Source organism: Clostridium pacaense (assembly GCF_020709765.2).
GTDB lineage: Bacteria > Bacillota > Clostridia > Lachnospirales > Lachnospiraceae > Enterocloster > Enterocloster hominis.
Genome location: NZ_JAJFEB020000008.1, coordinates 211428 through 225298, shown reverse-complemented (window position 1 = coordinate 225298; position 13871 = coordinate 211428). Strand labels below are relative to the sequence as shown.

The 13871-nt window shown below is 49.1% G+C and carries 13 protein-coding genes; 12 read left to right on the top strand and 1 reads right to left on the bottom strand.

The annotated features are described in order from the left end of the window. The 12 genes from LK536_RS45035 (at nt 1) to LK536_RS44980 (ending at nt 12555) form a co-directional block, all read left to right on the top strand. Nucleotides 1-768, top strand: a complete 768-nt coding sequence (locus tag LK536_RS45035) for an HAD family hydrolase (RefSeq protein ID WP_227796193.1) — start codon at nt 1-3, stop codon at nt 766-768. Further along, nucleotides 758-2122: a class II fumarate hydratase gene (fumC, locus tag LK536_RS45030; protein ID WP_227796194.1), complete on the top strand. Its 1365-nt coding sequence runs from the start codon at nt 758-760 to the stop codon at nt 2120-2122. Before LK536_RS45035 ends, fumC begins: the two co-directional genes overlap by 11 nt. 15 nt (nt 2123-2137) lie before the next feature. Next, nucleotides 2138-3301, top strand: coding sequence for an NAD(P)-dependent malic enzyme (locus LK536_RS45025; protein ID WP_227796195.1), 1164 nt, complete (start codon nt 2138-2140; stop codon nt 3299-3301). Between the two features lie 299 nt (nt 3302-3600). Beyond that, entirely contained in the window at nt 3601-4068 is a 468-nt protein-coding gene (locus LK536_RS45020; RefSeq protein ID WP_227796196.1) for a PTS sugar transporter subunit IIA, read from the top strand. After that, nucleotides 4065-4349: a PTS galactitol transporter subunit IIB gene (gene gatB, locus LK536_RS45015; protein WP_227796197.1), complete on the top strand. Its 285-nt coding sequence runs from the start codon at nt 4065-4067 to the stop codon at nt 4347-4349. The genes LK536_RS45020 and gatB overlap by 4 nt, the downstream gene beginning before the upstream one ends. Nucleotides 4350-4384: 35 nt before the next feature. After that, on the top strand, nt 4385-5737 hold the full coding sequence (locus LK536_RS45010; protein ID WP_227796198.1) for a PTS galactitol transporter subunit IIC: 1353 nt from the start codon (nt 4385-4387) through the stop codon (nt 5735-5737). A 102-nt stretch (nt 5738-5839) separates the two neighbouring features. Then, nucleotides 5840-6466, top strand: coding sequence for an HAD family hydrolase (locus LK536_RS45005; RefSeq protein WP_227796199.1), 627 nt, complete (start codon nt 5840-5842; stop codon nt 6464-6466). A gap of 75 nt (nt 6467-6541) precedes the next feature. Beyond that, the gene (locus LK536_RS45000; protein ID WP_227796200.1) at nt 6542-8635 is read left to right on the top strand and encodes a BglG family transcription antiterminator; all 2094 of its coding nucleotides are present in this window, start codon (nt 6542-6544) and stop codon (nt 8633-8635) included. Between the two features lie 128 nt (nt 8636-8763). Continuing rightward, nucleotides 8764-9822, top strand: a complete 1059-nt coding sequence (locus LK536_RS44995) for a galactitol-1-phosphate 5-dehydrogenase (RefSeq protein ID WP_227796201.1) — start codon at nt 8764-8766, stop codon at nt 9820-9822. 2 nt (nt 9823-9824) lie between these two features. Then, a complete protein-coding gene (pfkB, locus tag LK536_RS44990) occupies nt 9825-10778 on the top strand; it encodes a 1-phosphofructokinase (RefSeq protein ID WP_227796202.1) in 954 nt (317 codons plus the stop codon). Between the two features lie 23 nt (nt 10779-10801). Then, complete coding sequence (gene gatY, locus LK536_RS44985) at nt 10802-11656, top strand: tagatose-bisphosphate aldolase subunit GatY (RefSeq protein ID WP_227796203.1); 855 nt, start codon at nt 10802-10804, stop codon at nt 11654-11656. 17 nt (nt 11657-11673) lie between these two features. Then, a complete protein-coding gene (locus LK536_RS44980; RefSeq protein WP_227796204.1) occupies nt 11674-12555 on the top strand; it encodes an aldose 1-epimerase family protein in 882 nt (293 codons plus the stop codon). A gap of 83 nt (nt 12556-12638) precedes the next feature. On the opposite strand, the gene LK536_RS44975 is transcribed toward LK536_RS44980, so the two are convergent. Further along, a complete protein-coding gene (locus LK536_RS44975) occupies nt 12639-13745 on the bottom strand; it encodes a DNA alkylation repair protein (protein WP_227796205.1) in 1107 nt (368 codons plus the stop codon). Nucleotides 13746-13871: the final 126 nt, after the last annotated feature.

The following is a 13871-nucleotide window of genomic DNA, read 5'->3' as shown; positions in this document are numbered from 1 at the left end:
ATGGTGAAACTGCTGGTTTCGGATTTTGACCGCACTTTGTATGTTGGGTCGTGTATTTCCCGCAGAACTCTTTTGGCTGTCAGAACATGGATGGAACAGGGAAACCTATTTGCCGTGGCAACGGGCAGGGATGAGGAGTCAATCCGCTGCAAACTGGGGAACTATGGGCTGGAAGCGGATTATCTGATCTGCAACAACGGAGCCAGGATTGCGGCGTGGAAGGGAGATCTGTTGTTTCATGACGAGATAGACATACGAACCGTGAGGGAGATTGTGGCGGATTTGGAGAGGCGTTATGATACGACTCTTGCCCTGACCATAGGGAAACACAGAATACAGGTGGGGAAATGCGGTGACACAGTTTTGTACCCGGAATTGGAAATCTGTGTCAGACCGGAAGATTGCGCAAAAATCCAGGGAGGCGTCTTGCAGATACATAAGAGGTTTGAGGACCGCACCAGGGCGGCGGGGGCGGCTGATATGCTTATGAAGTCTTATCCTGATGTTTCGGCCATGGCGAACGAATGGAATCTGGATATTGTCAGGAACGGAGTGGATAAGGCCCAGGCTATCATATATCTGCTGTCAGAGACAGCGTTAGAAACGGATGTGGTGGTGATTGGAGATTCCCTGAATGATGTGGGAATGATCCGTAGGTTTAAAGGATACACCCTGGAGCATGCCGGAGAAGAAGTAAGGCTGCAGGCGGCGCATGTATGCAGGGACGTGGCCGCCTGTATTGAACAGGAGACAGAATATGGAATATAGAATTGAAACGGATTCAATGGGGGAGATACGGGTGCCGGCAGATGCCTGCTGGGGAGCACAGACAGAACGTAGCCGTAATCATTTCAAAATTAGTACTGAGAAGATGCCGGAGGAAATCATCAGGGCCTTTGCTATATTAAAGAAAGCATCGGCCAGGGCCAATTATTCTCTGGGACGCCTGGATGACAGGAGATACGGACTGATAGCCAGGGTATGTGATGAAATTCTTAACGGCAGGCTGGCGGACCAGTTTCCGTTATCTGTATGGCAGACAGGAAGCGGTACCCAGACCAATATGAATTTGAATGAAGTGATTGCCAACCGTGGAAACGCACTGGTGAAAGAGCGGCTGCTTCATCCCAACGACCATTGCAACATGTCTCAGAGCTCCAATGACACGTTCCCCACAGCCATGCATATCGCGGCTGTTACAGGGATTGAGGAAGGGCTTTTCCCGGCACTGGACCAATTGGTACGGATTTTTAAAGGGCTGGAGCAGGAGAATAAGGATGTGATTAAGACCGGCAGGACCCATCTGCAGGATGCAGTCCCCATGTGGTTTTCGCAGGAAATCAGCGGTTGGAGGCATATGGTTGAAAAGGACCGGGATATGATAGAAAAAAGCATGGATGGGTTAAGGGAACTGGCTATTGGCGGGACTGCTGTGGGAACCGGACTGAATGCGCCGCCCGGATTTGATACGGCAGCAGCAGGGGCGATATCGGAACTGACCGGAACCAGGTTTTGCGCGGCAGAAAATAAGTTCCATGCCCTTACCAGCAAGGATGCCCTTGTATTTACCCATGGCGGTTTAAAAGCCCTGGCGGCTGATATGATGAAGATTGCCAATGATATAAGGTGGCTTGCCAGCGGGCCGCGCTGTGGTCTTGGAGAGATAAAGATACCGGAAAATGAACCCGGAAGTTCCATTATGCCCGGAAAGGTCAATCCTACCCAGTGCGAGGCCGTAACCATGGTGTCCGTCCAGGTAATGGCCAATGATGTAGCGGTGGGTATGGCGGCGTCACAGGGAAACTTCGAGCTTAACGTGTTCATGCCAGTCTGCATCCATAATTTTATGCAGTCGGTCAGGCTGCTTACGGATTCCATCCATTCATTTTCTATCCATTGCGCCATCGGCATTAAGGCAGACAGGGAGAAAATGAAAGAAAATGTAAACAGGTCCCTGATGCTGGTAACCTGCCTTAATCCTTACATTGGATATGAAAATGGCGCCCGTACTGCAAAGAAGGCATATGAGGAAGATATTTCGTTAAAGGAAGCATGTTTAAGCCTGAGATATCTGACAGAAGAATCATTCGATGAGATTGTCCGGCCGGAAACAATGTGCTGACAGTGGGAGGGATATATGGATTATAGGGAATTAAGTTTAAAGCTGCATGAGGAACATAAAGGCAAGATTGAGGTGGCTTCAAAGGTTCCGTTGAGAGACAGGGAGGATTTAAGCATTGCCTACACCCCGGGTGTGTCGGAGCCGTGCAGGAGGATTGCGGCTGACAGGAAGGAAGCGTACAGGTATACTTCAAAAGGAAATACGGTGGCGGTTGTGACGGACGGAACCGCGGTCCTGGGACTGGGGGATATTGGGCCCGAGGCTGGGCTTCCAGTGATGGAGGGAAAGGCAATTCTGTTCAAAGCGTTCGGAAATGTGGATGCATTTCCAATCTGCCTTGATACAAAGGACACGGAGGAAATCATACGGACTGTAAAGTTAATCGCTCCGGGGTTCGGAGGAATCAATCTGGAGGATATATCCGCTCCGCGGTGCTTTGAAATTGAGCGGCGGCTTCGGGATGAACTGGATATTCCTGTTTTTCACGATGATCAGCATGGAACAGCGATTGTAGTGTGCGCGGGTCTCATTAATGCTTCTAAAATGGTTGGAAAAGACAGGAAGAAACTGCGGGTAGTCATCAGCGGAGCAGGCTCCGCCGGAATATCCATCTGCCGCCTGATGATGAAATTCGGGATTCGTGATGTGGTTCTTGTAGACAGGCAGGGGGCTGTCTGCCCGGGGGAGGATTGGATGAACATGGAACAATGCCAAATGGCGGAAATCACCAATCCTCACAGGGAAAAAGGGGAGCTTTCCGATATTATAAAAGGAAAGGATGTCCTGATTGGTGTTTCAGCGCCTGGAATTGTGACGGCAGACATGGTAAGTACTATGGCGGATGACGCTATTGTGTTTGCCATGGCAAACCCGGTTCCAGAGATCATGCCGGAGGAAGCGAGGAAGGGAGGGGCCAGGGTGATTGCCACAGGAAGAAGTGATTACCCGAACCAGATTAATAATGTACTGGTATTTCCAGGTATCTTCCGCGGCGCCCTGGACGCCAGGGTGAGCGATATAACGGAAGAAATGAAGATGGCGGCGGCAGAGGCAATCGCGTCCATTGTCAGTGATGAGGCACTGGATGAGGAGTATATCATTCCCGATGTTTTTGATAGAAGAGTAGCTGACGCTGTTGCGGCCGCGGTTATGGAGGCGGCGAAGAGAACAGTGCGGTAGTTTAGATAACAAGCCCCGGAAGATGACTTTCAGGGGCTTTTGTTGATTTTCATGCATGATATATATTTGCACGTGTAACTGAAAACCGGCGGCGGGAAGGGCTTATCCAGGTCCTTGATAAAAGTAGGAAAGGTGTGAAAAACGGGCTGATAGCCCGTTTTTTCTTACTATATATTTCTTTTCAAAAATCCATGAAACAGTTTTGACTGTTTTATTTTTTTGGAAGATGATAAGATTATGTCATCAGAAAGAGATAAGATAAACAGATACAGATAAGAAACACAGAGAGGAGTGGCAAGATGATTTGGAATGAGTTGGACAGCAGGCTGATTACCGTTTCCATGGATGTGGATTCTAAGGATGGGATTATGGAAAACATGGGCAGCCGGTTTGTAGAGCTGGGATATTGCAGGTCCAGTTACATTCAGGCGCTTAAGGACAGGGAGATGGAGTTCCCTACAGGCATCGATATTGATGGTGTGGGGGTTGCCATGCCTCATACAGATGTCAGCCATGTGAACCGGGCGGGGATTGGCATTGCAACACTGAAAAAGCCGGTTGCCTTTGTCCATATGGCGACGGATGATACGCCGGTTCCGGTCAGGGTGGTATTTATGCTGGCGGTGGATGATCCGCAAAAGCATCTGGAAAAGATACAGGATATACTGGCTGTAATACAGGATAAAAAAACACTGGAAATAATCATGACGGCAGAAAGACCGGAAGATGTAATCAATATCATAAAAGAGAAGGAGAATGGAAAATGAAAAAGAAAGTAATCGTAGCATGCGGCGGGGCAGTGGCAACTTCAACAATCGCAGCGAACAAGGTGGTGGAACTGGGGAAGAAGAACGGTATCGATATTGATATCTGCCAGGTAAGGATATCTGAGATAGAGTCCAACCTTTCGGGGGCAAGTCTGATTGTCACCACATCCAAGGTTAAGAGGGATTATGGGGTCCCGCTGATTACCGGAATGCCATTTATCTCGGGAATCGGCGTGGACAAGACAGAAAAGGCAATCCTTGATGTCCTGAAGGCTGATTGAAGGACATACTGCCAGTTTGTGCACAGGAGGGAATTATGGGAATTTTTGGAGATATGATTCAGTACATAATTGACATGGGAGCTTCTGTCATGCTCCCAATTGTAATCGCGATATTAAGTATGATTGTAGGGGTAAAGGCAGGGAAGGCAATCCGCTCCGGACTTATGATTGGTGTTGGTTTTGTAGGGCTTTCCCTGATTGTGGACATGATGAACGCCCAGTTAGGACCGGCGGCCAAAGCCATGTCGGAGAATTTCGGCCTTACCCTGAGCGTGGTGGATATCGGATGGCCGGGCGCATCCCCCATGACCTGGGCCTCCAACATCGCCACCGTGGCCATCCCCATCGCCATTGCTGTGAACCTGGTCATGCTGTTCCTGAAGCTGACAAAGACAGTCAATATAGATATATGGAATATCTGGCACATGACCTTTACAGGAGCCATCGCCTATACGGTTACGGGAAGCTTTGCAATCGGCATCCTGGGCGTGGTGGTACACGCGGCTGTTTCATACAAATTCGGTGATTTGTGGGCACCCCTGATGGAAGATTATTTTGAACTTGACGGCATCACGGTTCCTCATGGTACGGCGGCGTATATGGCTCCGGTTGCCTGTGTGTTTGAGTATTTTCTGGATAAGATACCGGGAATCAATAAGATTGACATTTCCGCGGATACACTCCAGGAAAAGGTGGGAGTACTGGGAGAACCCATTGTCATCGGAGGCCTTTTGGGCGCAATCGTGGGATTCCTGGCCGGATACAGTCCGCAGGAAGCGCTGCCTCTGGGTATCAAGATGTCAGCTGTCATGGTGCTGATGCCTAAGGTGGTAAAATGTATCATGGACGGTCTGCTTCCTTTATCAGAGAGGGCGAAGCAGCTGTTATCAGAAAAATTTGGGGACTCGGATTTTTATATCGGTCTGGATCCGGCCATCCTGCTGGGAGATGCCCAGGTGGTCACCACAGGGCTCATCTTCATCCCCTTGACGATACTCATTGCAGTTATCGTTCCGGGAAATAATGTACTGCCTTTTGGTGATTTGGCTACCATCGGATTTTTCATTGCCATTGCATGTGCGGTACATAAGGGAAATATATTCAGGACTCTTATATCAGGCAGCGCCATTATGTATATGACCATTTGGATTGCCAATCAGACCATACCGTGGGTGACAAAGTTAGCCGAGACAACCAACATGACCAACGGCGTGAACCAACTGGCGGCGCTGGACCAGGGCGGCTGCCCCATCACTTACATATTCACACAGATTTTTGAGCGCAGCAATCTGATAGGAATGGCAGTGATTGCAGCCATCTATGCCATATGTATGGTATTTGCAGTCAGGCTGTCCAGGCAGAGGGCCAACGCATTGGATGCAGGGTAAAGAAATAGAATGATGGAAACAGGTAAGAAGGGGATGAAAAATCTGCTTCTTATCTGTATCGTTTGGAAAAATGAAATACAGCTATGCTTCAGGGGAGATTTGATGAAAAGATATGTGATATTTGATATAGACGGCACACTAAACCGGACGGATTTATATGCAGTGGAGGCATACCAGAAAGCGCTTGCCAAGAGAAACTGGAATATTGGGCGGGAAGAAATCATTTCCTGTATCGGTTTGAGCCCATCAGCAATCGTTAACAGGCTGTTCGGCAGTCTGGAAAATGATGAACTGGAAACCTGGAGAAGGGATATCCGGGAGTATGAATCTATACTGATGAAAGACAGAGCCAGGCCCTTTGACGGCGTGGAACAGACTTTGGCCGCGCTTAAGCAGGCGGGATACGGGCTTGCCATCTGCTCCAATGCATTTGCAGGTCACATAGAATCTGTACTGACCGCCATCGGACTTTGTCAGTATTTTGATACAATCGGTTCGTTGAATCTGGGGGCGGATAAGATAGAGGTAATCAGGAAATTGTCACACCACACAGGATGGGATAAGGCATGCATGGTGGGAGACCGCATATTTGACATCCAGGCTGCAAGGGCCAATGGTATTCCCTTCATCGGATGCGAATATGGTTATGCTCCGGAGGAGATACAGGATGCGGATGTTGTCGTACGGGAAGCGGCAGAAATCTATGGTGCGGTGGAAACATTGATTTGAATGCAGATGGGATTGGCGCTGATATGGGATGCTGATTAATATCCATATGGCTAATTGTAATTAGAGGGGGATACAATGAACAAACGGACAAAGGATATTGTGGGTGAACTGCTGAAGACGGAAAAGCCTCTGACCATCGCTGGTCTGGCAAAGAAATTCAAGGTGTCGGAACGCACCATCCGTAACGATTTAAACAGTATTAATGACTGGCTTGACCAGAATGGTTTAAGCCTGATCACACTGGGAAGCAGCGGCAGGATTGACTATAAACCGGAGATGGAGGAGGTACAGAAATTTGTACTGGAAAATGATTTCTACTCCTACAAGCTCTCCAAAGAGGAGCGGAAGATGCTGATGGCCGCCATCCTGGTTTCCTCCTCCCAATACACAACCCTGGCCAGTATGGCGGATTTGCTGTTTGTCAGCCGTGTTACGGTCATCAATGATCTGGATGAAGTAAAGCGGCTCATATCAGATCAGGGGCTGCAGGTGATTTCCCATTCCAACAAGGGACTGCGCGTGGAAGGGCCGGAGAGCAGAAAACGCAGGATGCTCCTTCTTATGAACCGTTCCCAAAGGGAGTTCGGACAGCTGGATTTCGCGGGAACTACCCTGAGCCACCTCATGGGGGCACAGGGGGAGGAACAGGAAATCATTCGGAAAATCATCAGTGAACAGGAACATGCAAATAAGAGCTTTTTGACAGATGATTCCTTCCATGAGCTGATGGTGTACCTTGGTATCCTGCTGAAACGGGTACGGCAGGGTGAGTTTGTGGAGCCGCAGAAGGATATCCATAATGTACGTTACCCCATGGCGGCCGGAATCCTCAGATACCTGTCCCAATACTGCCAGGTTGTGGTGACGGAGGAAGAAGTCCGTTACCTTGGGACACTGCTGGCCAGCCTGCGGTATCTGAAAAAAGACGACTTTAACAGTGATATTGTAAAGACCCAGCTTATAACCAGACAGTTCATAGAGGCAGTATCCAGAACACTGGAACTGGATTTTAATGATGACTATGTGTTTTATGAAAATTTGTCCAACCATCTCCAGTCCATTTTTGAGTCCTCGGATATCCTTTTCAGGGAAAATCCGGTGCTTCGGCAAATCCTGGATAAAAACAGGCAGATTGAGGCAGCGGTGGATACGAATAAGGATATTATTGAGAAGTATATACGCAGGCCCTTAAGCGGGGTGGAACTTACCTATATTGCGGTGCATATCTGCGCGGCCATTGAGCGGAAAAAGAACCGGGAGGTTGCCTTCCATGTGATTCTGGTCTGCCATGGAGGAATTGGGACTTCCCAGCTCCTGCTGGAACGCCTGAAGAAGTATTTTAATTTCCATATTGTGGATGTGATGTCGGCTCATGAAGTGAAGAGGATTAATAAAGACCAGGCTGATATGGTGATTTCTACGGTCCGCCTTCCGGACTGTGAACTTGACTGCGTGGTGGTGACTCCTTCCCTGGATGATACGGACTACCTGAAGGTGGGCCGTCTGATTGACGATATAAGGAGCCGCAAGAACCTGCCGCCCAGGATGGAGAAACGGGAAATCACGGCAAAGGGGCTTATGAACCGGTTGAAACCCCTTATCCGGGATTATAAGGACGGGAATGTGGAAATCCTTCTGGAAAAGATAGAGGATGCGGTGAACCAGTATTTCTGCGTAGAGGAGGATCATGGCGTCCAGTTCGCTCCCCTGCTTCATCATCTGCTGACAGCGGACCGGATCAGGCTGGATGTGGAATGCGGCGACTGGAGGGAAGCCGTGCGTGCATCTGCGGAATGTCTGTTGAGGGATGGAGTCATTGAAGGGCGGTACATAGATGCCATGATACACAACATAGAGGAGAATGGTCCATATGTGGTGATAAGTCCCGGATTTGCGATGCCTCATGATGCGGTGGATGCAGGTTCCCTGAAGGTGGGGATGAACCTGATCCGGCTAAAGGAACCGGTCTTGTTCGGGGATGAGGAATCGGTGCCGGTGCGGTTTGTATGCTGTTTAAGCGCCGTGGACCATGACCGCCATCTGAAGGCGTTCTTCCACCTGGTGAACCTGCTGCAGGATCCGCAGTTTAAAGAAATGCTGGAACAGGCCGGATCCAGTGCAGAGGCTGCTGACGGCATCCGGAAGTTCGAATATATGCTGGATGACTGAAAATGAATGTGAAGCGTGAGGATGGTAAAAAATCCTGCAAATTTGTGTGAAATACATTTGACTGTTTTTGACCGTGGCCCTTTGTTATGATTAAGTCATAAAAGAGAGAAAGGAACGGTGAAACAAGAATGAAAGCAGGAGTTGTACATGCAAAAAACGATATCCGTTTTGAAGAAACCGGGACCCCAAAGCCGAAAAAAGGACAGGTGAAAATCAAGGTCAAATATACCGGAATCTGCGGCTCGGATGTGCCCCGGGTAAACGGGGATGCCTGCCACTTCTTTCCCAATGTCCTGGGGCATGAATTTTCCGGAACAGTAGTTGAGACGGGGGATGGAGTGGAATCACTTAAGGCAGGCGACCGGGTTGCAGGCGTGCCGCTGGTGCCGTGCATGAAGTGTGAGGACTGTCTTAAGGGAGATTATTCCCTGTGCAGGCACTACAGCTTCATTGGCTCCAGGGAGTTTGGAAGCTTTGCAGAGTATGTGGTGGTGCCTGAGAAGAACGCGGTAAAGTTCGGTGAGGACGTAAGCTTTGAACAGGGAGCCTTCTTTGAACCGGCCACGGTTGCCCTTCATGGACTGATGCGCTTGGATTATAAGGGCGGAAAGACGGTAGCCATACTTGGGGGCGGGACCATCGGACTGTTTACGATGCAGTGGGCAAAGATATTCGGCGCGTCTAAGGTGGTTGTATTCGATATCACACCGGAACGTCTGGAACTTGCAAAAAAACTGGGGGCGGACGCTGTGGTGGATACCAGGGAAGAGGATTACCTGAAAAAAGCCATGGATCTTACCGGAGGAACTGGTTATGATTATGTGTATGAAACAGCCGGAAACACAGTTACAATCAAGATGGCATTTGGGCTGGCTGCCAACAAGGCAGGTGTATGCCTGATTGGAACGCCTACCAGGGAACTGTCATTCAGTGTTGCCGAGTGGGAGAACATGAACCGGAAGGAATTCATGCTTACAGGGTCATGGATGTCCTACAGCGCTCCGTTCCCGGGAAAGGAGTGGGAACTGGCGGCCTACTATTTCCAGACTGGCCAACTGAAATTCGATGATTCCCTCATCTTTAAAAAGGTGCCGTTAGATCGGATCGCGGAGGCTTTTGAGATGTATAAGGTGCCAGGAACAGTGAAGGGAAAGATACTGGTTGACAGTGAGCAGAAGGAGGCGTAAGGATGATCATAACGCTTACGCTGAACGCAGCGGTAGATAAAGCATACCATATATCCGGCGTGGTGGAACCGGGGACCGTCATGAGGGTACATACATGCAGGAACACGGCAGGGGGAAAGGGACTTAATGTGGCCAGGGTTATTAAGCTCTGCGGTGAGGATGTAATGCCGTCAGGCCTGGCAGGAGGAAAAACCGGGGCGCTTTTGGAACAGCTGACCTATCAGGACGGATTAAACGGAAGATTTGTCCATGTAGATGCAGAGACCAGATGCTGCATTAATATTCTGGACGAGAAAAACCAATCCACTGAGTTTCTGGAGCCGGGAGAGATGGTCACTGCCCAGGAGATGGAGCGCTTCATGCAGGAGTTTGAAAAAATCTGCACGGATGCAGAGGTAGTAACCATGTCCGGAAGCGTTCCCCGGGGAGTCAGGAAGGATATATACCGGATTCTGGTAGAACGGGTGAAAAGCTGGGGGAAAAAGGTCATCCTGGACACCAGCGGAGAACTGCTAAAGGAAGGGATTGAGGCCGCTCCGGATATGATAAAACCGAACCAGGAGGAACTTTCCATGCTTCTTGGGCGGCCGGTGACAACCCTCGACGATGTAAAAGCCGCGGCTATGGAGCTTTACAATAAGGGAATCGGACATGTGGTTGTTTCACTGGGGAGGGATGGAGCGCTTCTGGTATGTGACCAGGGGATTTTACATGGAATACCACCCAGGATTAAGGCCGTGAATACAGTTGGGTGTGGAGATTCCATGGTAGGGGCGTTTGCGGTTGCCTTCCGCAGGGGGTATGGGCCGAAGGAAAGCCTGAAATATGCGGTTGCCGTGTCGGCCGCCAATGCCCTGAGTGATCAGACCGGTCATTTTGAACCGGAGGAACTGGAGCGGATTTATCCTGGTGTCAGAATACAGGACCTGACAGTTTCAGAATCATTGAGTGATTGAAAATAGCAGGAGGACGAGAGATTATGCCATTGGTTACAACAAAAAAGATGCTTCTGGATGCCCAGGAAGGACAATATGCCGTAGGCGCGTTTAACGTAGAAAACATGGAAATGGTCATGGCCGTCATTGAAGCGGCGGAGGAGCTTCATTCACCGGTCATCATGCAGACCACCCCATCCACCGTGAAGTACGCAGGACTGGATTATTACCTTGCGAATGTAAAGGCCGCCGCTGAACGCGCCAGTATCCCGGTGGCGCTTCACCTGGACCATGGTTCCAGCTATGGGCTGGCCATGCAGGCCCTGCGTATAGGCTATACATCCATTATGATTGATGGATCACATGAAAGCTTTGAGGATAATATTGCGGTAACAAAGTCCGTGGCCGATGCGTGCGCACCGTCGGGAATCCCGGTGGAAGCGGAGCTTGGCAAGGTAGGGGGAAAGGAAGACGACCTGGATGGAGGCGAAGGTGATGGTTATACAGATCCGGAGCAGGCAAGGGAATTTGTAGAGCGCACCGGTGCGACATCATTGGCAGTTGCCATCGGCACGGCCCATGGCCTTTACAAAGGGGAACCAAAGCTGGATCAGGAGCGGCTGTCGGAAATCCGCAGGGTGGTATCAGTGCCGCTTGTACTTCACGGGGCGTCCGGAGTCCCGGATGAAGCGGTCAGGGAGTCAATCCGCCGCGGAATCTGCAAGGTTAATTATGCCACGGAACTGCGTATTGCTTACAGCAATGGTGTGAAAGGCGTATTAAATCATAATCCGGATACCATTGATCCCAAAAAATACGGGATGGCGGGCAAGGAGCATGTAAAAGCATTTGTCATGGAAAAAATGAAAAACTGCGGTTGTGCCGGAAAAGCAGTATAGGCATCAAGGGAGCGCATATGAAGTGGACATTGAATAATTTTTATCTTAATGTGGAATTTTCTGATGTGGGTGGCGCCCTGTCCTCCATTAAGGACCAGGATGGGACCGAGTATCTGTGGGAAGGCGATGCCCGGTACTGGAGCGGACAGGCGCCGGTATTGTTCCCAATCTGCGGCAGTTTAAGAAAGGATGAGGCATGGCTTTTAAACGGGGATAGGGTCCATATGCCCCGGCATGGAATCGTGAGAAAGAAAAAGTTTACCTGCGATTTCTGTAATGAGGATACCCTCCAGTTTTCCATAAAAAGCGATGAAGCCATGTATGACATGTTTCCTTATCATTTTAAATTGATTATTTCCTACCGTCTGTCGGGAAAGAAAATAACGGTCCGGTATACAATCATCAATGAGGATACCAGGGAAATGCCTTTTTTCATAGGAGGCCATCCGGGCTTTAAGTGTCCCATCCTGCCGGAAGAACAGTTTGAGGATTACCAGATTGAGTTTGAACATGAGGAGACACTTGATATACCGGAACCGGTAACGGAAACAGGATTGATCCATATCAATCAAAGGAAACCTCTGGTTCACCGATCGCGGGTCCTTCCTCTGACCCATGAACTGTTCTATGAGGACGCGCTGATACTGGACCGGCTTCTTTCAAGACGGGTAAGGCTGTGCCACAGGTACGACAAAAGGGGAGTTGAAATAGATTTCCGGGAGTTTCCATACCTGATACTGTGGTCTGCCGCCAATGACGGTCCGTTTGTGGCCATGGAGCCGTGGAGTGGTCTGTCCACCTGTGATGACGAGGATGACTTATTTGAACACAAAAGAGGAATGCAGAAGGCTGCTCCAGGGGAGCTGAAGCAGCTGGAATTCTCAATTACGGTACTTTAATAGGCGGTATGAACCGTCACCAGGCTGGGGATTGATATGGCGGCTGGGGTGGGGGACACTTTGATAGTCTGTCGCGGGGGTGGCTATTTAGCGGCCAATACTTCAAAATCCAGTTTAGTTTGTTCAACACCATTGACAATAAGGACAAGGGAGTGGATTCCGGGGTAATGCTTCCTTGAACTTAAATCTGTAAAAGAATGTGTTTTTCTAAAAGCCTTTACTTGATTTGAAATCAATGAAGTTTCGGATATCTGAAATATTTTTCGGGTTTGCCCGCCATTGGCTTTCACATAATGGATGCCATACTCCAACCGCACCTTAGTTGCTTTGTCCGCCCTGACCTTAAAGGAAAAAAGCATATCCTCTCCGATGGAAACGGACGCAGCCCCCAGTGCAAAGTCGTAAACATCCACACAACTGGCATCTGCGACCCCAAAGATACCCAGTACATCCTTGTTGCCCTTTTTTAGAAGTGTCCTACACCCGTGTTTAACAATCCAATCAGTATATCCGTTTTTACCATACCAATCCATTGCGATTTGTGCAACAAGGTCAGGATGTGTTTTAGAAATATCGTTTAGATTATTGGCTACGCTTTTACGGACATACAGCGACGGATCTACTTTCAGCTGCTCTAAAATACCAAGCACTAAAGACGGGTCTTTTTTAAACCTGGTAAGTGCCTGACCCCATGGTAACGCAGGACGGCAGCCCTCACTGGCAAGCCGCCGGACATGCTCATTGCCATGCCCCGCCCATACGGACATCTGCGCCATCATACGCCCTTCATGTTTTATGATAAATGGCCTGACAGCAAACTCAGCGGTTGAGTATTGGGTATACCTCTCCAATGCAGCGATTGATAAATCCCAATGGCACTCATCCTGCCCGTAGACCTCAACAAAATCCGGGAAGTAAATTAAAGAATTGTCATTAAACCCCGCAGGGTAACCCGCAACAACCTGATTAAGGATAGCAAGTGCCTGTTCATAATCAGAAGGCAGATATTTTCCTAAATTTATGGCAATTTGCCGCATACGGCCTTTCAGCGCCAGGGCATCCCATGTATCATCCATGATGCTGCCTATAAAATCACAATCCAGAAACGAAGGATAAACAGCCTTAACGCGCAAAGCCAGTTCATGAATGGAATGATAATTATAATATTTGTCTTTCATTAATTCAGGCATCCGCTTCCTCCTTATTCTTAAGTATATTTTCTCCGCCAAAGGTGAATCTGTTTATATTTTAAAACTGAGCCTCATAAAAGTCAAACAGAGGGTGACATAGATAAAAGCGGTTACTCCACATATTCA